21 protein-coding genes and 2 pseudogenes are annotated in these 18,168 nt (G+C 68.7%); 10 read left to right on the top strand and 13 right to left on the bottom strand.

The genetic code is table 11. The annotated features are described in order from the left end of the window. Positions 1-446 precede the first annotated feature (446 nt). Genes ID132_RS05145 through ID132_RS14705 form a run of 3 tightly spaced genes read left to right on the top strand, consistent with a single transcriptional unit; the run spans position 447 to position 1,513 of the window. A complete protein-coding gene (locus ID132_RS05145; protein WP_193128023.1) occupies positions 447-725 on the top strand; it encodes a hypothetical protein in 279 nt (92 codons plus the stop codon). An 11-nt stretch (positions 726-736) separates the two neighbouring features. After that, positions 737-916 carry a hypothetical protein gene (locus tag ID132_RS05140; RefSeq protein WP_125107576.1) on the top strand — a complete coding sequence of 60 codons (180 nt, stop codon included), beginning with the start codon at positions 737-739 and terminating at the stop codon, positions 914-916. Positions 917-934: 18 nt separating this feature from the next. Next, complete coding sequence (locus ID132_RS14705; protein ID WP_125107577.1) at positions 935-1,513, top strand: helix-turn-helix transcriptional regulator; 579 nt, start codon at positions 935-937, stop codon at positions 1,511-1,513. Between the two features lie 12 nt (positions 1,514-1,525). Here ID132_RS14705 and purQ read toward each other — a convergent pair whose 3' ends face one another. Beyond that, positions 1,526-2,218 carry a phosphoribosylformylglycinamidine synthase subunit PurQ gene (gene purQ / locus ID132_RS05130; RefSeq protein WP_125107578.1) on the bottom strand — a complete coding sequence of 231 codons (693 nt, stop codon included), beginning with the start codon at positions 2,216-2,218 and terminating at the stop codon, positions 1,526-1,528. Then, positions 2,218-2,481, bottom strand: a complete 264-nt coding sequence (gene purS / locus ID132_RS05125; protein ID WP_125107579.1) for a phosphoribosylformylglycinamidine synthase subunit PurS — start codon at positions 2,479-2,481, stop codon at positions 2,218-2,220. Before purS ends, purQ begins: the two co-directional genes overlap by 1 nt. A gap of 148 nt (positions 2,482-2,629) precedes the next feature. Here purS and ID132_RS05120 point away from each other — a divergent pair, with 148 nt between their 5' ends. After that, a complete protein-coding gene (locus tag ID132_RS05120; RefSeq protein ID WP_241209203.1) occupies positions 2,630-3,865 on the top strand; it encodes an AI-2E family transporter in 1,236 nt (411 codons plus the stop codon). A 12-nt stretch (positions 3,866-3,877) separates the two neighbouring features. Here the strand turns inward: ID132_RS05120 and purD are convergent, their stop codons facing one another. Beyond that, on the bottom strand, positions 3,878-6,160 hold the full coding sequence (purD, locus tag ID132_RS05115; RefSeq protein ID WP_193128022.1) for a phosphoribosylamine--glycine ligase: 2,283 nt from the start codon (positions 6,158-6,160) through the stop codon (positions 3,878-3,880). 53 nt (positions 6,161-6,213) lie between these two features. Here purD and ID132_RS05110 point away from each other — a divergent pair, with 53 nt between their 5' ends. Together ID132_RS05110 and ID132_RS05105 are read left to right on the top strand one after the other, a co-directional pair. Continuing rightward, positions 6,214-6,582 carry a sterol carrier family protein gene (locus tag ID132_RS05110; protein ID WP_125107582.1) on the top strand — a complete coding sequence of 123 codons (369 nt, stop codon included), beginning with the start codon at positions 6,214-6,216 and terminating at the stop codon, positions 6,580-6,582. Between the two features lie 17 nt (positions 6,583-6,599). Next, positions 6,600-7,004: a hypothetical protein gene (locus tag ID132_RS05105; RefSeq protein WP_125107583.1), complete on the top strand. Its 405-nt coding sequence runs from the start codon at positions 6,600-6,602 to the stop codon at positions 7,002-7,004. Between the two features lie 19 nt (positions 7,005-7,023). Here ID132_RS05105 and ID132_RS05100 read toward each other — a convergent pair whose 3' ends face one another. The 3 genes and pseudogenes from ID132_RS05100 to purF all read right to left on the bottom strand — a co-directional run bounded on the left by ID132_RS05100 (position 7,024) and on the right by purF (position 9,215). Then, positions 7,024-7,329: a helix-turn-helix domain-containing protein gene (locus tag ID132_RS05100; RefSeq protein ID WP_125107584.1), complete on the bottom strand. Its 306-nt coding sequence runs from the start codon at positions 7,327-7,329 to the stop codon at positions 7,024-7,026. Further along, positions 7,329-7,679 carry a type II toxin-antitoxin system RelE/ParE family toxin gene (locus tag ID132_RS05095; protein WP_125107585.1) on the bottom strand — a complete coding sequence of 117 codons (351 nt, stop codon included), beginning with the start codon at positions 7,677-7,679 and terminating at the stop codon, positions 7,329-7,331. The genes ID132_RS05100 and ID132_RS05095 overlap by 1 nt, the downstream gene beginning before the upstream one ends. A gap of 77 nt (positions 7,680-7,756) precedes the next feature. Continuing rightward, positions 7,757-9,215: pseudogene (purF, locus tag ID132_RS05090) on the bottom strand (amidophosphoribosyltransferase). A 107-nt stretch (positions 9,216-9,322) separates the two neighbouring features. On the opposite strand from purF, the gene ID132_RS05085 reads away from it, so the two are divergent. Both ID132_RS05085 and purM read left to right on the top strand, forming a co-directional pair. Continuing rightward, positions 9,323-10,090, top strand: a complete 768-nt coding sequence (locus tag ID132_RS05085) for a tyrosine-protein phosphatase (RefSeq protein ID WP_193128021.1) — start codon at positions 9,323-9,325, stop codon at positions 10,088-10,090. Between the two features lie 10 nt (positions 10,091-10,100). Beyond that, entirely contained in the window at positions 10,101-11,204 is a 1,104-nt protein-coding gene (gene purM, locus ID132_RS05080) for a phosphoribosylformylglycinamidine cyclo-ligase (RefSeq protein ID WP_193128020.1), read from the top strand. Here purM and ID132_RS05075 read toward each other — a convergent pair. Together ID132_RS05075 and ID132_RS05070 are read right to left on the bottom strand one after the other, a co-directional pair. Beyond that, positions 11,201-11,578, bottom strand: coding sequence for an SdpI family protein (locus ID132_RS05075; RefSeq protein ID WP_125107589.1), 378 nt, complete (start codon positions 11,576-11,578; stop codon positions 11,201-11,203). The genes purM and ID132_RS05075 overlap by 4 nt on opposite strands. 12 nt (positions 11,579-11,590) lie before the next feature. Further along, positions 11,591-11,827, bottom strand: a complete 237-nt coding sequence (locus ID132_RS05070; RefSeq protein WP_125107590.1) for a DUF3073 domain-containing protein — start codon at positions 11,825-11,827, stop codon at positions 11,591-11,593. Positions 11,828-11,996: 169 nt separating this feature from the next. On the opposite strand from ID132_RS05070, the gene ID132_RS05065 reads away from it, so the two are divergent. Further along, positions 11,997-13,130 (top strand): NAD(P)-binding domain-containing protein, encoded by a 1,134-nt coding sequence (locus ID132_RS05065; protein ID WP_193128019.1) that lies wholly within the window; start codon positions 11,997-11,999, stop codon positions 13,128-13,130. Here the strand turns inward: ID132_RS05065 and ID132_RS13665 are convergent. The 5 genes from ID132_RS13665 to ID132_RS05040 all read right to left on the bottom strand — a co-directional run bounded on the left by ID132_RS13665 (position 13,014) and on the right by ID132_RS05040 (position 16,713). Then, positions 13,014-13,427 carry a fluoride efflux transporter FluC gene (locus ID132_RS13665; protein WP_235988323.1) on the bottom strand — a complete coding sequence of 138 codons (414 nt, stop codon included), beginning with the start codon at positions 13,425-13,427 and terminating at the stop codon, positions 13,014-13,016. The genes ID132_RS05065 and ID132_RS13665 overlap by 117 nt on opposite strands. Positions 13,428-13,504: 77 nt before the next feature. After that, positions 13,505-13,888 carry a fluoride efflux transporter FluC gene (locus ID132_RS13660; protein ID WP_193128018.1) on the bottom strand — a complete coding sequence of 128 codons (384 nt, stop codon included), beginning with the start codon at positions 13,886-13,888 and terminating at the stop codon, positions 13,505-13,507. Positions 13,889-13,898: 10 nt separating this feature from the next. Further along, positions 13,899-14,450, bottom strand: a complete 552-nt coding sequence (locus ID132_RS05050; protein ID WP_125107594.1) for a PadR family transcriptional regulator — start codon at positions 14,448-14,450, stop codon at positions 13,899-13,901. Beyond that, complete coding sequence (locus tag ID132_RS05045) at positions 14,447-15,424, bottom strand: DUF4097 family beta strand repeat-containing protein (RefSeq protein ID WP_193128017.1); 978 nt, start codon at positions 15,422-15,424, stop codon at positions 14,447-14,449. Before ID132_RS05045 ends, ID132_RS05050 begins: the two co-directional genes overlap by 4 nt. A gap of 32 nt (positions 15,425-15,456) precedes the next feature. Further along, entirely contained in the window at positions 15,457-16,713 is a 1,257-nt protein-coding gene (locus ID132_RS05040; protein WP_193128016.1) for a GNAT family N-acetyltransferase, read from the bottom strand. Positions 16,714-16,769: 56 nt separating this feature from the next. On the opposite strand from ID132_RS05040, the pseudogene ID132_RS14325 reads away from it, so the two are divergent. After that, positions 16,770-18,113: pseudogene (locus tag ID132_RS14325) on the top strand (efflux RND transporter permease subunit); the annotation flags it as partial. Positions 18,114-18,168: the final 55 nt, after the last annotated feature.

The raw sequence follows: 18,168 nt of genomic DNA, 5'->3' as shown, positions 1-18,168 counted from the left end.
TCTTTCGGTACGCGCTTGCCGGCTGCGCGCAGGCGCCGGCGTTCGGCGGCGGGGATCGCCGTGGTGAGCAGCATCGTCGTCGTCGGCACGACGGGGAGGACATCGCTGACCGGCTCTTCCTGCCGCTCGTTCGGCTTCGCCCAGTGCGACCTGTTGCTGCGCTCCGGCTGCTCCACCATGTCTCCCTCTTTCTCGACGAATGAATGATGTCACCCCGACGTTTCGCGACCAAAAACGGCCGAAATCTGGCTGCACGAAGCTGCCACGCGAACTACCTGCCACGAGAAATTTTCGCTCATCCAAACGGCTGACTTCCCAGTGATTGCAAGGGATGCGGGGGTGCCAGATCGCACCCCGTTGCAGCATCCGGACACGGCTCGAAGCTGATCTTGTTGGCCACCCCGCCGCCGGGCGAACCTCGAACCACCTCGAGAACAGGAGCTCGCATGACCACCCAGAACCGAACCCTCCAGCTCACCGTCGGCATCATCGGTGTCCTCGCTTTCGCGACGGCGCCAACTAGCGCGATCGTCACGGGCCAGGTGCCTCCGCTTACGTACCTCAGCCTGCTGGTCGGTGTTGCCGCGACGGTCTACGTCGTCGTCACCTTCGTGCGCAAACGGCCGGCGACGCCGGGACTCGTGACTTCGCTTGTATCGCTCGCCGTCGGTGACCGCCTCGCTGGGGCGAATGGCTACTACGGCCACGACACCAGCGGCGAATGAAGGGGGCGTGGATGCTGAGCAAGCACGCCACGACGCTCTACGAATACGTGAGCTCGCAGGCCGACGCCACCGTGCAACAGGCGTCAGTATCGCTCGCACTGCGCATGACCGAGACCGAGGAGGCCTGGCGAGAGCTCGCCGACCGCCGCCTCATCACACCCGCCTACGAGGACGCCGAGACCTTCACCTGACGCCGCGTCACGAGGGAGGTGCTCATCGTGCAGCCCGGCCGCGGCTCGACCGTCGAGCTGCAAGAGGAGTCCGACCTCAAAGACGCCGAGCTACTCGAGGCGGGCATTTCGCGCCGCACCCTGATGCATGACCGCCGGCGTGACCACGTGCCGACGCGGCGCTCGGTCGAACGGCTTGGCGAGCTCGGCGCCGAGTTCCGCACCGTACCGTCGCTGCCGGTGCGGCTGCTCGTGTTTGACCGCAACAAGGCGATCGTCTCGCGGCACCGGGAGAAGAACGACCCGGCCGCGCTCGTCATCCGCGACCCCGACGTCGCGATGGTGTTCGCGCGCCTGTTCGACACGGTGTGGGATTATGCGACGCCGTTCGAGATCTGCCCCGACGAGGCTGAGTCGGCCGACGCGGTGAAGCTGTCGGCGACGCAGCAGGCCATTCTCGAGGGGCTCTCGATCGGCATGACCGACGAGGCCCTCGCGAGCCGCCTGCAGATGAGCGTGCGCACGTGCCGGCGCCACATCTCGCAGTTGTTCGAGATTCTCGGCGCCGACAGCCGATTCCAGGCGGGCGTGCTCGCCGCCCGCCGCGGCTGGCTCTAGCCTCGGAGGGCGCTAGCCGACGAGTTCGCGCACGAGGCCCATGAACATGCCGCGGCCGTCGATGCCCGAGCGCATCCGCTCGGCAATGTCGGGGCCGTAGCCCGGCTCAACCGCGTGCTCGGGGTGCGGCATGAGGCCCACCACATTGCCGGCCTCGTTGCGCAGGCCAGCGATGTCGTTCATCGAGCCGTTCGGGTTGACGCCGAGGTAGCGGAATGCGACCTGGCCCTCGCCTTCGATGCGGCGCAGCGTCTCGTCGTCGGCGATGAACGAGCCCTCGCCGTTCTTGAGCGGAATGACGATCTCTTCGTTCTGCTCGTAGCCGCGGGTCCACGGGGTGTCGATGTTCTCGACGCGCAGTCCCTGGTCGCGGCAGATGAAGCGGCCGTGGTCGTTGCGGATCAGGCCGCCGGGCAGCAGGTGCGCCTCCATGAGCATCTGGAAGCCGTTGCAGATGCCGAGCACGGGCAGGCCCTTGGCCGCGGCATCCTTTACCTCGCGCATGATCGCCGAGTGCGAGGCGATCGCGCCGCAGCGCAGGTAGTCGCCATAGCTAAAGCCGCCGGGCAGAATCACGGCGTCGACACCCTGCAGGTCGTGGTCGCCGTGCCAGAGCATGACGGGCTCGCCGCCACTGATCTCAACCGCGCGCGCGGCGTCACGGTCGTCGAGCGAGCCCGGGAAGGTGATGATGCCGACGCGCACTACGAGAGCTCCTCGTCGCTCGCGACCTCAATCGAGATCACGTCTTCGATGACGCCGTTCGAGAGCAGGTCGTCGGCGATCTGCGCGACCTCGTCCATGAGCTCCGGCGTGACCTCGCGGTCGGTGACGATCTCGAAGCGCTTGCCGATACGTACATCCGTGAAGTGCTCGCGGCCGCCGGCGGCGAGCGACCGCTGCACGGCCTTGCCCGCTGGGTCCAGCAGCTCCTGCTTCGGCATGACCTGCACGACGATCTTGGGCATCGAATCTCCTTGCAACGTTTGGGGGATCTTCGCCCAATCCTACTCGTGGCGCGCCGCCGTACAGGCGGCCTGCGCAAGAATGGCGTTCGAATTAGTGGAGGCAAGCATGTTTGGACGTCTACGGAAGCCGGAGACCGATGCTGCGGGGGTGCCCCTAGCTGATTCCGCGCTCGAAGATCGCGAGCTGGATGCGCAGCTGCGGGCAAAGGCGCAGGAGCAGGAACGCCAGGGTCGCCTCGTGAGCCCGCGCCGTCCGGCGCAGCTCTGGACCGACAGCGTCGGCGTCGTCGCGACCCGCTCGCTGCAGGGCCTGCTGATCCTCGCCGCCTTCGCCATCCTCATCTTCGGCCTGCTGCACGTGGCCATCGTCGTCGTGCCGATTCTGCTCGCGCTCATCATCGCCTCGGCGTTTGAGCCGGTGATCTCGGCACTCAGCCGCTACCGCTGGCCGCGCGTGCTCTCGACCGTCGTCGTGCTCCTGCTCGTCGTTGTCGTGTTCGGCGGTCTCATCTGGATCGTCGTGATGCAGGTGATGGACCAGTGGGACAACCTCGTGTCGACCACCGCCGAGGGCTTCAACCAGCTCGTGTCGTGGTGGAACAACCAATTCCCGCAGTTCGCGCTCGACGACACTCGCCTCGACGACCTCTGGGCGACTATCCAGTCGCTGCTGTCGAACATCAACTTCGGCGCGGTCGGCAGCGGCCTCGCCTCTGGCCTGTCGGCCTTCGGTAACTTCGCGATGGCGGCCGTGCTGTTCGTCGTGATCCTGTTCTTCTTCCTCAAGGATGGCCCGTCGATCTGGGGCTTCATCGTGCGCCCGCTGCCGACGAACCAGCACCGTCGCGCCGAACTCATGGGCGCCCGCGCGGTCGGCGTCATGGGCGGCTACGTGCGCGGCACCGTGATCGTCGCGCTCGTCGACGCCGTCTTCATCGGCCTCGGCATGGTGTTCCTCGGCGTGCCGCTGTGGCTGCCGCTCGCGCTCGTCGTGTTCATCTGCGCGTTCATCCCGGTCGTCGGCGCGACGCTCGCGGGCATCATCGCGGCGCTCGTGACGCTCGTGACGAACGGCTTCGTGCCGGCGCTCGTCGTCGCCGGCATCGTCGTGCTCGTCAACCAGCTCGAGGGCAACCTGCTGCAGCCGGTCGTGCTCGGCAAGTCACTCAAGCTGCACGAGCTCGTCGTGCTGATCGCCCTGACCACCGGCACCGTGCTCGGCGGCATCATGGGCACGCTCATCGCCGTGCCGCTGACCGCCGTCGCTTGGGCGCTCATCAAGGCCTGGAACGAGTCGCTGCCCGAGCTTGAGGCGCAGCAGGAGGACGACACGATTCGCGCCCGCCTGCGCGAGCGCTGGCGCCGCGCCGAACGTGAAAGCTAGCTTGCCGGCGAGCTAGTCGGCCGGCTCGGCGGTCAGCCGGTCGATGAGCTCGCGGTACTTCGCCGCGGTCTGCTCGACGATCTCGTTCGGCAGTTGCGGGGGAGTACCCTCGCCGTTCCAGTTCTCGCGCAGCCAGTTGCGCACAATCTGCTTGTCGAACGAGGCGAGACGCTCGGGCAGCGGGCGCGACTCGTCGCTGTAGCGACGCTTGTCCCAGTAGCGCGAGGAGTCGGAGGTGAGCGCTTCGTCGGCGAGCGTGACGTGGCCGGCCGAGTCGAGGCCGAACTCGAACTTCGTGTCGGCGAGCACGAGGCCCTGCTCGGCGGCGATGGTCGAGCCCGCGGTGTAGAGGCGCAGCGAGAGCTCGCGCAGCTGCGCGGCGTGCTGCTCGCCGACGAGTTCGACGGTGCGAGCGTAGCTGATGTTCTCGTCGTGCTCGCCCTGCGGCGCCTTGTAGGCGGGGGTGTAGATCGGGGCGGGCAGCCGGTCGCCGTCTTCAAGGCCAGCGGGCAGCGGCACGCCGCACACGCTGCCGGTCTCGCAGTATTCGGCGAGGCCCGAGCCCGTGAGGTAGCCGCGCACGACGCACTCAATCGGGAACATCTGTAGCTTCGCGACCCGCATCGAGCGCGCGGCGAGCTCGGGGTCGAGCTGCGCACCCCAGCCCTCGGGCTCGCGGAGGTGGTTCGGGGCCGGAAGCTGCGAGAACCACCAGCGGCTCAGCTCGGTGAGCATGCGGCCCTTGCCCGGAATCTCGGGCTCGAGCAGGTGGTCGAAGGCCGAGACGCGGTTGCTCGCGACGACGAGGAGCACCTCGGCGTCGGACTCCGACTCGTAGACCTCGCGCACCTTGCCCGAGTAGATGTGGCGCCAGCCGGCAAGCTCGTCGGATGCTTCGGGCTCGGCGAGTGCCGCCGCGGGCGTCGGCAGTTGCTCGGCCGCCTGAACCGCGAGCGAGTCGGTCGTCGCCGCGACATCGCGCGCCTCGCTCAGCGAGATCGCGCCGGTGCGGGCGAGCTGGCTGTCCTGCAGCGCGGCGCCGTTCTGGGCGATGTCGGTGCGGAACTGGCCGCCCTCGAGGCGGATGAGCCCAAGCGCCGCGTAGGCGCCGCGACGGGCCTGCTGAATCGTCTCGGCGGTTGCGACCACGTTGAGTACGCGGCCGCCCGTGGCGATGATCGCCTCGTCGGCGACGCCGGTCGCGGCGTGGAACACCTGCGCACCTGTCGCCTCGGCGTCGGCGATGCCGGTGATCTCGCGGCCCGAGCGCACCTTGTCGGGGTAGCCCTCCGAAGCGAGCACGACGGTGACCGCCGACGCGTCGTTGAGCTCGAGCTCGCGGGCGTGGCTGCCGAGCGTGCCGTTCGCCGACTCGTAGAGCAGGGGCGTGAGCGGCTCGGCGAGGCGCTGCAGCACGACTTGCGTCTCGGGGTCGCCGAAGCGCGCGTTGAACTCGATGACGCGGATGCCCGCGGCCGTCACGATGAGGCCGCAGTAGAGCAGGCCCTGGAACGGCACGCCGTCGGCGCGCATGACGTCGACGACCGGCTGCGCCACCTGGTCGACCACGAGTTGCATGAAGTCGCGCTCGCCACCGAACTGGTCGTTGAGGAACGGCACGGGCGTGTACGCGCCCATGCCGCCCGTGTTCGGGCCGGCATCGTTGTTGAAGAGGCGCTTGAAGTCCTGTGCCGGCGGCAGCGCGCGCACCGTCTCGCCGTCGCTGAAGCAGAACAGCGAGACCTCGCTGCCGTCGAGGAACTCCTCGATGAGCACGGGGCCGTGCGTGAGCCAATGGTCGGCGTGGCTGATCGCGTCGCCGCGGTCTTCGGTGACGATGACGCCCTTGCCCGAGGCGAGGCCGTCGGCCTTGATCACGTAGGGGGCGCCGTATTCGTCGAGCGTCGCGATGACCTCGCTGAGCTCGCTGTGCTTCACCGCGCGGCCCGTGGGCACGCCGGCGCGCTGCATGATGTCTTTCGCGAACGACTTCGAGCCCTCGAGCGCGGCCGCGGCCTTCGATGGGCCGAACACCGGCACGCCCAGCTCGCGCACCGCATCCGCGACACCCGCGACGAGCGGCGCCTCGGGGCCGATCACGACGAGCTCAACCTGCTCGTTCTTCACGAAGTCAGCGATGAGTTCAGGGTTCGTCTGATCGATGCGGATGCGCTCTGCCAGCGCCTCCATTCCGACATTGCCGGGAGCGACGACGATTTCGTGGGCGTTTTCGCGGGCGAGCGACGCCACGAGGGCGTGTTCGCGAGCACCCGAGCCGAGTACCAGAATCTTCACTGCTCCAGGGTACCGGCCAGCAGCCCGGATGTCGTGGTTGCGACAATGGAGGCATGGCTCGTGCAACGATTTCCGACCCCGACGGCAACGCCGCGATCGCCGCCTGGCGGGCGGCGCGCGACGCCGGCGAGACGCTCACGCGCGCCGAGCTCGCGACCGCAGTGCGCTACACGCTGCAGCTGCTCGCCGAGCGCGCGCCCGGCCACGCCGTCGAGGTGCGCGTGCCGCCGTTCGGCGCGGTGCAGTGCATGCCCGGCCCGGGCCACACGCGTGGCACGCCCCCGAACGTGATTGAGACGGATGCGCAGACTTGGCTCGCNCTCGCGACCGGCGTGCTCGCGTGGGCCGACGCGGGCCCCGCGGTGCGCGCATCCGGCGTTCGCGCCGACGTGTCGGCCGCGCTGCCGCTGTTCGGTCGGTGAGTGAGAGAATAGAAGCCATGTCTGACCCCCAAACCCCCGACGCCGAGCCCGCAGCGCCTGCAGAATCCGGTGCTCCCGCCGAGCTCGACTACTTGGAGCCCGAGGCGGAGTACGTCGAGCTCGAGGTCGCCGAGGGTGCCGAGGTCGACGAGCGGGGCCCCACCGCCGTCACCACGAAGGTGCGCCGCGGCGTGAACATGCGCGGCTGGATCGCGCTCGGCTTGGGCCTCGGCGTGATCCTCGCGTTCGTGTTCACCTACGTGTTCCCCGAGCACGAGGAGTTCTCGCGCGGCCAGGTGCTCGGCTTCCTGCTCGTCTTCGTCACGGCGCTCACGACGATCATCGTCGTCGGCATCGCCGCCATCGTCGACTTCGTCATCGGCCGCCGCACTCGCAAGATCACGCTGACCCGCGAGCAGTAGCGGCGGCCTCGGCCTCGAGTTAGGCGATTTGGATGCGCTCGTCGCCGAGCTCAACCTCGATGCGGAGCTCTCCGCCGACCGCTTCGACGTAGCGGCGCAACGTGTCGACCTTTGCTCGCTCGATGTCGCCTCTCTCAATCATCGAAACGCGGTTCTGGCTCATCTGAAGTCGCTCGGCCAACTGAACCTGAGTGAGTTCAGATGCCTGGCGGAGTTCCTTGAGTCGGTGGGCACGAACCTCGTCCAGCATTCGCTTCTTATGTGCGTCCACGCGCGCGCGGTCGACGGGGCGCTTCTGCAGTAGTTCATCGAGACTCTTGGCCATTATTTCCTCCTCAGCCGCTCAAGATGACCGTCGAAGCGGTCATCTGCCAACGGAATGTTCTTCGAGTACCACTTTTTCCAGTTGCCATCCTTGTCGCCGGCGACCAGCACGATTGCTTTCCGCTCGGGATCAAACGCGAACAGGACTCGCAGTTCTGAGCGCCCGCTCGAACCTGGTCGCAGCTCCTTCATGTTTCGATGACGGGAGCCCGACACGGTGTCGACGAGTGGGCGACCCAAGTTGGGGCCCTGCTCAGCGAGCAACTCGAAGGCGGCGACGAGTTGTTCGTATGTTCGGTCGTCCAGTGCGGTCAGCCAGTCTTCAATCAACTCGATGTCTACGCTCCACATCACGTCCAGTCTAAAACTTCTGCGTTATATAACGCAAGGGTTTTGCGGAGGTGCCTGAGCGGCGGCCGAAGCGCTGGCTACGAGGTCTGTGAGGTCTCGAGCCAGGCGAGGTACTCGGGCGTGACTGTGCCGGTCACGTACTCGCCGGTGAAGCACGACATGTCGAGGCTCGTTACGTCGGAGCCCTGGGTGATGGCGTCGAACAGGTCGTCGACGTCCTGGTAGATCAGCGCGTCGGCGCCGATGACCGAGCAGACCTCTTCGACCGTGCGGGCCGAGGCGACGAGTTCGCCGCGCGTCGGCATGTTGATGCCGTAGACGTGCGGGTAGCGCACGGGCGGGGCCGCGGAGGCGAAGAAGACCTTCTTCGCGCCGGCCCAGCGGGCCATCTCGACGATCTCCTTCGAGGTCGTGCCGCGCACGATCGAGTCGTCGACGAGCAGCACGTTCTTGCCCTCGAACTCGCTCGGCAGTGCGTTGAGCTTCTGGCGCACCGACTTCTTGCGGGCCTTCTGGCCCGGCATGATGAACGTGCGGCCGACGTAGCGGTTCTTGTAGAAGCCCTCGCGGTACGGGATACCGAGGGTCTCGGCGAGCTGCATCGCGGCGGGGCGAGCCGAGTCGGGAATCGGCATGACGACATCGATCTCATCGACGCCGAGCTCGCGCTCGACCTTGTGGGCGAGCTTCTCGCCCATGCGCAGGCGGGTGTCGTAGACCGAGATGCCCGACATCGTCGAGTCGGGGCGCGCGAGGTAGACGTACTCGAACGAGCACGGCGACAGCTGCGTCGACGTCGAGCACTGGCGCGAGTACATGCGGCCGGCGTTCGTGATGAACACGGCCTCGCCGGGCTCGATGTCGCGCACGAGCTCGTAGCCGCCCGAGTCGAGCACGAGGCTCTCGGAGGCAACGACCCACTCCTNCGCGGCCGACCTCGTCGAGGCGACGGCCGAGCACGAGGGGGCGGATGCCGAACGGGTCGCGGAACGCGAGCATCCCGTGGCCGGCAATGAGCGTGATTGCGGCGTACGAGCCCTCGACGCGCTGGTGCACGTTCGCGACCGCATCGAAGAGCTCGTCGGGCGTGAGGTCGGCGCCCGAAATCTGCTCCTGCAGCGCGTTCGCGAGCACGTTGAGCAGGATCTCGGTGTCGCTCGGCGAGTTGAGGTGCCGGCGGTCGATGTTGAAGAGCTCATCGGTGAGCTCGCGGGTGTTCGTGAGGTTGCCGTTGTGCACGAGCACCAGGCCGTATGGCGCGTTCACGTAGAACGGCTGCACCTCGTCTTCGCTCTTCGCCGAGCCTGAGGTGGCGTAGCGCACGTGGCCGAGGCCGACGTTGCCGAGCAGGTTGCGCATGTCGCGAGTGCGGTAGCCCTCGCGCACCTGGCCCTTCAGCTTGACCTGGTGCAGCGTGCTGCCCTCGGCGGTCGCGATCCCGGTCGAGTCCTGGCCGCGGTGCTGCAGCAGCAGGAGCGAGTCGTAGATTTGCTGGTTGACGAGGTTGGTCGAGACATGACCGACGATGCCGCACACGGTATGGGGCGCTCCTGACTGGCAGCGAAACAAGGCGACTTCCATCATCCCACTTTCTGCGCCCCTCGCGCAGCGTCCACGACATTCACATGGGCGAGCATGGAGCTATGAGCGAACGACTTCTCGGCTGGGACGGCTTCTACAACGCGCGCGACCTCGGCGGGCTGCCGACCCGCGGCGGCGGCACGACAGCCCACGGCGGCTACGTTCGCTCGGCCGACCTGCGCTACGTCACCGAGGCCGGCCTGGGGCAGATGGCCGATGCGGGCATCCGCACCGTCTTCGACCTGCGCAATGATTTCGAGACGCACGTCGAGCCGCGCAACGCCGATGAAGAGCGGGCGAACGCCTACCGCGTGCCGCCGACTCCCGAGGCCGAGCTGCCCGAGGGCGTGTTCGGCGTGCGCGTGCCGCTCGACAACACGCGCGACCACGCGTTTTGGCAGCGGATGCGCGAAGAGGGCCGGCTGGGTTCGCCCCGCTTCTTCACGCCGGTGCTGCGGGAGCAGCCCGAGCGGGTTGTCGCGGTGCTGCGGGCGATGGCCCAGGCGCCGGGCGGCGTGCTGTTCCACTGCGCGATCGGCCGCGACCGCACCGGCCTCGTCGCGTTCACGCTGCTCGCCCTCGCCGACGTCGAGCCCGAGGCGATCGCCGCCGACTACCGCATCTCGACCGCCGCGCTCACGCCGTTCTTCGAGCGCATGGACTTCCCCGACCAGTCGCACCTCATCGACGCGGCGCTCGAGCGCAACGGCTTCACGATCGAGTCGGCCGTCGCCGAACAGCTCGACGGCTTTGATGCGTGGGCCACCCTCCGCGATGCCGGCCTGAGCGACGCGGAGCTCGAGACGTTGCGGGGCCGCCTCGTCGCCTAGGCTTGAGCGCATGAGCGATGAGCTGTACTCGGCGTCCGGTGTCGACACGCGCGCGGGCGACCGCGCCGTTGAACTCATGAAACAGGCCGTGCAGGCCACCCATGGCCCCGAGGTGCTCGGCGGCTTTGGCGGCTTCGCGGGGCTCTTCGACGCGTCGCGCCTCACCAAGTTCCAGCGGCCGCTGCTCGCGACCTCGACGGATGGTGTGGGCACGAAGGTCGCGCTCGCGCAGGCCATCGACAAGCACGACACCATCGGCCAAGACCTCGTCGGCATGGTCGTCGACGACATCATCGTGGTCGGCGCCGAGCCCCTGTTCATGACCGACTACATCGCCTGCGGCAAGGTCGTGCCCGAGCGCATCGCGAACATCGTTGAGGGCATCGCGCGCGCCTGCGCCGCGACCGGCACCGCCCTCACCGGCGGCGAGACCGCCGAACACCCGGGCCTGCTCGGCGACGACGAGTACGACGTCGCGGGCGCCGCGACCGGCGTGGTCGAGGCCGACCGCGTGCTCGGTGCCGAGCGCGTGACCGACGGCGACGTGATTATCGCGATCGGCGCATCCGGCCTGCACGCGAACGGCTACTCGCTCGTGCGCCGCCTCATCGCCGACCACGGCGTCGACCTGCGCGCGCACTCCGACGAGCTCGGCACGACCTGGGGCGAGGCCCTGCTCGAACCCACCCGCCTCTACACCGGCGAGCTCGTGCGCGTGCTGCGCCGGCCCGAGCTCGACGGCGCGATTCACGCGTTCTCGCACGTCACCGGCGGCGGCATCGCCGCGAACCTCGCGCGCGTGCTGCCCCGCGGCAGCTGGGCGCAGCTCGAGCGCTCGCGCTGGTCGCCGCTGCCGGTCTTCCGTGTACTCACCGAGCTCGCTGGGGCCTCGCTCGAGTCGGTTGAGGGCACCTGGAACCTCGGCATCGGCATGTTTGCCATCGTCGACGCCGCACGCGCCGACGCGGTCATCGACGCCGTGCGCGAAGAGGGCCACGAGGCCTGGATCGCGGGTGAGGTCACGATCGGCGAGCGCGACCTTGCCGGCTTTGAGCAGGGTGCGAAGGGCGTCGACGGCGGCGCGGTGCAGCTCGTCGGCGGCTACGCGAACTAACGCTCGAGCGTGCGCTGCGCGGCGCGGTGGCCGATGACGATCTGGCCGAGCGCGCCGATCGCGGTGCAGATCACTGCCGTGCCGCCCGCCACGAGAAACGGCAGCACGGTGTTGCCGAGCACCATCGTCGCAATGCCGGCGACCATGCCGAGCCCGTTGCACACGAGCGCCCACGGCCATGCCGCCTCGTGCGCCGCGTGCCAGGCTTCGTCGGAGGCGCGGGTCGCGTTCGTGCGGATGCCGCCGAGGGTGCCGGGCAGGATGCGCCCCGAGATCGCGAGGCGGATCGCGGCGAGCGCGGTGAAGTTACCGACGACAAGCATGAGCCCCAGGATGATCGACATCGCGATCCCCGGGGCCTGCAGGTTTTCCATACGGGAAGTGCGCTACGCGCGGCGACGCTGGTCGAGGTCGTCCCCGGCCTCGTACTCGCCATCGTCGTCGATGTACTCAGCCCACTTCGAGAGCTCGTCTTCTTCAGACTCGTCGCTCGAAGTCACCACCGGCTCGTCGTGGTTGCCCTGGAGTTCGCGCTGCAACGACTCGTAGTCGGTCTCGGGGATGTTGTACTTCAGCTCCCGAGCGACCTTGGTGTGCTTTGCCTTCTGACGGCCACGCCCCATGCGTAACCCCCCTAATAGCTATCGTGCTGGTCGGATGTACCGACGCAGCACGGAATGACATACATAAATATTGTGGGGCAACTTTACCACGCACGGTGAGGACGCCGAGTTTGCAGCGCCCGTTCCGTATCCTTTGCACTAAGCGTCCCTCTTCACTTCAGGAGCCCGCGTGCCAGCCTCCCGCAGCATCGATATCACGGTGATCGGTGCGGGCGCGGCAGGACTCACGGCCGCCTATTCGCTGCGCGCGCTCGGCCTGGAGGCCCTGCGCGATTTCGTCGTGTTGGATGCGCAGCCGCAGCCCGGCTCGACCTGGCAGCACGCCTGGAACTCGCTGACGATTGGGCGCGCCCTGCAGTTCGGCGAGTTGATTGACCTCGCCGGACAGGCCGACCTCGGCCTCGGCTTTCGCGACCTCGACCCCGCGCGGCGGGTGCACGAGGCGGTCGGCTCGGCGTGGCGGCGCTACGAAGATGCGTACGGGCTTTTCGTCGCGCACGGGATGCGCGTGCACCAGGTGCGCTCGAAGCCGCGCCGCGACGACCTGCGCGTGTTCTATCAGGGCCCGGTGGGCGGCGAAATCGAGATGTCGACGCGCATCGTCATTAACGCGACCGGCAGCTGGTCGAACCCGTTCGTGCCCTGGTACCCGGGGCAGCTCGAGTACCGGGGCACGCAGTTGCACGCGTATCGCATCGACCACTTCGGCCAGTTCCGCGGGCAGCGTGTGCTCGTCGTCGGCGGCGGCCGTGGAGCGGTCTCGGTGCTGCTCGAGCTCGAGCGCCGGGGTGCGCACACGCTCTGGTCGACCCGGCGCGACCCCGACTTTCACGAGCGGCCAAGCTTCGGCATCCTGCCGAGCCGCACCCTCACCGTGAGGGAGCTCACCGACGCGAACCTCTCGAAGGTGCGCCGCATGATTGAGCGCGGCAAGCGCATGCCAAGCGACGTCGCAGTGCGCGGCATTCCGCTGACCCGCGAGATCTTTGACGCGCGCCGCCGTGGCACGTTGAACTCCGCGGGTCCCCTCGAGCGGCTGCTGCCCGGGGGCGTGCGTTTCGTCGACGGTGCCGAGGTCGAGGTCGACGCGATCATCTGGGCCACGGGCGGCCGCGAGTCGCTGCGCCACCTCGCCCCGCTCGGGCTGCGCGATGCGGGCGGCACGCCGAAGATCGCGGGCGGCTGGTCACGCCGCGACGACCGCGTCGCGTTCCTCGGCTACGGCCCGGGCATGGACCCGGCCGACGTGCTCGACGAGGCCCTCGTGATCGGCGAGGATGCGATCGACCGACTCGAGAGCTAGGTCGACGGCGGCGTCACGAACANGCAGCGCGCCGGCGAGCGCGAACACGGCGCAGACGATGAACTGCCCGAACAGGAACACGGCGGCGCGGCCCCGACGCTGCTCGCGCCAGAGCCGCACGGCGTCGAGCATCGCGGTCGAGAAGGTGGTGAAGCCACCGCAAAAACCGGCGCCGAGCAGCGCATGCCAGGTACCGTCGGTCACGAGCCCCGTGAACAGGCCGAGCAGAAACGAGCCCGTGGCGTTGATGAGGAACGTCGCGGCGGGCGCCGTCCACTCGCGCCGCTCGCGTAGCAGGGTGTCGGTGACGTAGCGCGCGGCCGCGCCGAGGCNCGCCGGCGAGCGCGACGCCGAGCAGCAACAGGGGCGTGAACTCAGGCATCGCCGAGCCTCCAGCCAAGCGCCGAGAGGGCGAAGCCACCGAAAAGCGACGTCATGGCGACGACGATCCAGGTCAACTCGCCGTATGCGGCGAGCGTGCTCACGTCGAACGCGAACGACGAGTATGTGGTGAAGCCCCCGAGCAGGCCGCTGCCGAGCAGCAGGCGCAGTTGCTCGGTGCCGGGGCGCAGCGCGATCGGGGTGAGCACGCCGAGCGCGAATGCCCCGACGAGGTTGATCACGAGCGTCGTCCACACCGCGTCGAGCGGCACGAGGCTCGTGAGGGCGAAGCGCAGGCCCGCGCCGACCGTGCCGCCGGCAAACACGAGCGCCGCGTTGCGCAGCAGGCGCGACGTGGGCGTGGGGGTGACGGTCACCCCCACTACGTTACGCGCCGGCGAGCTCCTCGCGGATGCGCGCCTGCGCCCCGAGAATCTCGGCCTCGACGCGTGCGACCAGCTCGGGCGTGAGACGACCCGTCTCATCCGCCGTGCGTGCCGCGGCGCGGAGCTGCTGACGGAACGACTGGGCCGCCGCGTCGAGACGCTGCGCGAGCTCGCCCCGTTCGAGGGCGGGCGTGAGCGTGGCCCGCAGCGTGTCGCGCGCCTCGGCGGCAGACGCGCGCACCGCATCCGCTCGCGCCCGCACTGAGTCGGCGGCGCCGGTGATGCGTGTTGCCTCGTCAGTCCGCGACCGCACCTCGGCCTCGCCCTGCAGCGTGGTCGCGTAGAGCAGCTTCGTCGCGCCGTGGCTCGGCGTTACCGAGCCGTCGCGCTCGAGGTCGTGCAGCAGCCGCGACAGCACCGAGCCCGCGACGTTGTAGTTGCCGCCGAGGCGCTCGCGCAGGGCCTCGCGCAGCTCGGTGAACTCGCGCGGCCGCTCGTGCAACAGCGTCAGCGTGACGAGGCGCAGCTCGTCGTCTCGCAGTACCGGGGTCATGACTCCTCCGTTCCGGTCGCAGTGCGGAAGCCTGTGACGTCGGGCCGCTCGCCCTCGGATCTCGGCTCGCGCGCGGCCTGGGCCTCGGGCTCGTTCACGCGCTGCACCTTGGGGGCGTTGCTGAAATCGACGGGGGAATCGTCGACGCGGTGTGCGGCGCTCGCGGCGGGTTCGTTGGTCTCGGCCTCGACGACGGTGATCGAACCGGCGACCGAGTTGAGGCGCAGGAAGAGCGAGTCGCCGTCGCCGGTCGCCTGCTCGCGGTGCCGGCGACCGTGCAGCGGGTCGATCGTGTCATCGCCGATGTGCGTCGTCGCGGTGACGGTCTGGATGTTGTAGCTCGGGTTCGTGCCCGCCGCGAGTCGCACCGTGGCCCGGCCCGACACCGTGTTGTGGGTGAACTGGCGGGTGCCGGCGTCGAGCAGGTCGACGACCGCCGAACCCGAGACGGTATTGCCCGTGTACTCGAGCAGCGTGCCCGAAACCGTGATGTCGCCCGTCGTCGTCTTCGCGTCGACGCGACCGGCGTGCTCGCGCGCGGTGACGTTGCCCGACACCGAGCTCAGCGCGAGGGTGCCGCCGGTCTGGTCGGCGAACTGCTCGCCGCTCACCGTCGAGATCGACACCTCGCCCTCGACGCCCGCGACGAGCACCTCGGCCGAGGTGGCCTTGACGTTCACGTCGCAGCGCCGTGGCACGAGCACGTAGACCTCCGCGCTCGGGCCGTCGACGAGCGTGCGCACCGAGGTGCCGAACTGCTGCCAGTCGAGTTGCGGGTGGTCGATCGTGAGCGTGTCGCCGTCGAGCTCGACCTTGAGGTCGCGACCCGTCAGCCCATCCACCTCGACCCGGCAGCTCGCGTCGTCGTGGGCGACGACGTTGACGCTGCCGCCCATGAGGCTCGCGCGCACACGCCGCACGAGGCCGACGTCGATCGACTCGGGCCCATCTACTTGCCACGTTTCGCTTGTCACGGTGACTCCAATCGGGTGTGGGATGCGCGGGCCTAGTAGCCCGTGAGGTTGCGCACCGGTTCGGCGCGGTAGAAGAGGCTCGCGAAGTCGCGGATCGCGCCGGGCTCGCCCTCGACGCGGCCGACGTGTGCGAGCGCGACGGGGGAGTCGTTCGACTCCCAGATGCGCGCCAGTTCGGCAATGTCGAGCGCGACGTGCGGCGCCTCATCCGTCGTCACCGCAGAGCCGCGCCCGCCGAGCACCGTGATATGCCAGACGCCGTCCGCGAGCCCGAGGCCGTCTTCGACGCGCACGATCACCTCGCCGTCGCGCTCAAACGAGCGCGCCGCGATGGCCGCGGGGAGGTCGAGGATGCGCAACCAGGTCCAGTCGCCGAAGTCCTTAATCTCCATGGCCCGCTCGTCGGTGAGGGCGAGCGGCAGCGGGTCACCGGGCTGCGTGTAGAAGCCGAGCTGCCCGATGAGGTCCATGCTCGCGAGTGCCTGCCAGAGCGCGAGCTCGACGCCGAGCGTGCTGCCGAACAGCGAGAAGACCTTGACTCGGCGTGGCTGCTCCCAGCCCGTGTGCTCGAAGGTCGCGAAGCCGTCGACCTGCCCCGACTCGTCGAAGTGGGCGACGGCCCGGAGCTTCTTCGCGGGGCCCTGCGCCTCGCCCGACCACTCGCCGAGGATCTCCATCTTCGTGCGCGCGTACGGCCGGACCGAGCCGAGCTGCCGGGCATGGAAAGCATCAGTGACGCGGTCGACGTGCTCGGCAAGGAAGCCAGGCTCGATCCACTCGACCTGGCCCGCGGCTACCGGGGCGGTGGGCCGCAGCTTGAACTTGTTGACGTCGATCGTCACCTCGCCGATGCGGGTGCTCGGCGCGAAGCCGAAGCGGCCGTAGATCGTCGCCTCGCTCGCCGAGAGCGTCGCGAACGGAATGCCGTCGGCCTTCGCCTGCTGCAGCTGCTGCGTCATGAGTTCGCGCAGCAGGCCGCGGCGGCGGTGCGCGGGGTTGACGCCGATGGTGTTGATGACGAGCGTCGCCGCGTCCTCGGCGCCCGCGTTGTAGCGGCCGACGATCGACGAGCAGCCGCCCACGACGGTGTCACCGACGTGCGTGCGTGTCGTGATCATCGCAAGCCGGGCGTCGTCGGCGCGGCGGTTGCGACGGAAAAACGCGAGCTGCGCGTCGCCCGCCGGTTCGTCGAGCAGGGTGAGGCGGAACACGTCGAGGTACTGGCGCCAGCGCGGGTCGTCATCGGGCGCGTCGAGGGGCAGTAGGCCGTACTGATAAGAATCGTCCACGGCGTGAGGCTAGCGAACCGCCCCGATGTTTGCCCAAGTGTGAAAAACTTGCACTCGTGCACGCCCTTGCCAAGCTCAGTCTCGCCAACCGCGCCCTCATCGCTCTCATCACCGTGTCGATCGCGATCTTCGGCGCGCTCCTCATGACGAACCTGAAGCAGGAGCTGATCCCCTCGATCTCGCTCCCGCAGGTCTCTGTGGTGACGAGCTACCAGGGTGCCTCGCCCGAGATCGTCGACGAGGACGTCTCGCAGCCGATCGAGTCGGCGCTGCAGGGCCTGCAGGGCCTCGACTCGACGACGACGACGTCGAGCGACGGCCAGTCGGTTGTCTCGGCCAGCTTCGAGTTCGGCACCGACATTGTCTATGCCGAGCAACGCATCCAGCAGGCCCTCAACCGCATCGACGCGCAGCTGCCCGAAGACGCCGACTGGAGCGTGCTTTCGGGCTCGATCGACGACCTTCCCGTCGTGCAGCTCGCCTTCACGGGCGGCGACCCGACGCAGCTTGCCGAGCGCGTCGAGCAACTCGCCGTGCCCGAGTTGCGCGGCCTGGACGGCGTGCGCGCCGCCGACGTCTCGGGCGACCGCGCCGAGCGCATCACGATCGCGCCCGACCAGGAGGCGCTCGCGGCGAACGGCCTGTCGCTGCAGGACATCACCGACACCCTCGACGACGCCGGCGTACTCGTACCCGCTGGCACGATCACCGAGGGCGACGAGACGCTGACGGTGCAGGCAGGCGATCTGCTCGCGTCGGTCGACGAGCTCCGCGAGATCCCGATGCCGGTGTCGGCGGATGCGACTACCCAGCAGGACCCGACGGCGCCGGCCGCGACCCCCACCGTCGTGACCCTTGGCGACGTCGCCGACGTCGAGCAGGACTACGCACCGATCACCTCGATCTCGCGCGTCAACGGTGAGGATGCGCTCACCGTGTCGGTCACGAAGCGCCCCTCGGCGAACACCGTCGAAGTGTCGCAGGCCGTCGCTTCAGTGCTGCCAGAAATCGAGGCGGCGCTCGGCGACGACGTCACCGTGACCGTCGCGCTCGACCAGGCCCCGTTCATCCAGCAGTCGATCGACACGCTTGTCACCGAGGGACTGCTCGGCCTCGCCTTCGCCGTGCTCGTCATCTTCTTCTTCCTCTTCTCGGTGCGCGCGACACTGATCACCGCGATCTCGATTCCGACGTCGCTGCTCGTCACGTTCATCGCCCTCTACTTCCTCGACTACTCGCTCAACGTGCTCACGCTCGGCGCGCTGACGATCGCGATCGGTCGTGTCGTTGACGACTCGATCGTGGTGGTCGAAAACATCCGCCGACACCTCACGATGAATCCGTCGGCTGCCCTGCGCGGCGGCGAGCGCGTCAAGGTCATCACCGAGGCGGTGCGCGAGGTCGGCATGGCGATCACGGCGTCGACGCTCGTGACCGTTGCCGTGTTCCTGCCCG

Source organism: Gulosibacter sediminis, assembly GCF_014904065.1.
Classification (GTDB): Bacteria; Actinomycetota; Actinomycetes; order Actinomycetales; family Microbacteriaceae; genus Gulosibacter; species Gulosibacter sediminis.
Note: the sequence above shows the minus strand (reverse complement) of the source record. Positions and strands in the feature narration are given on the sequence as shown.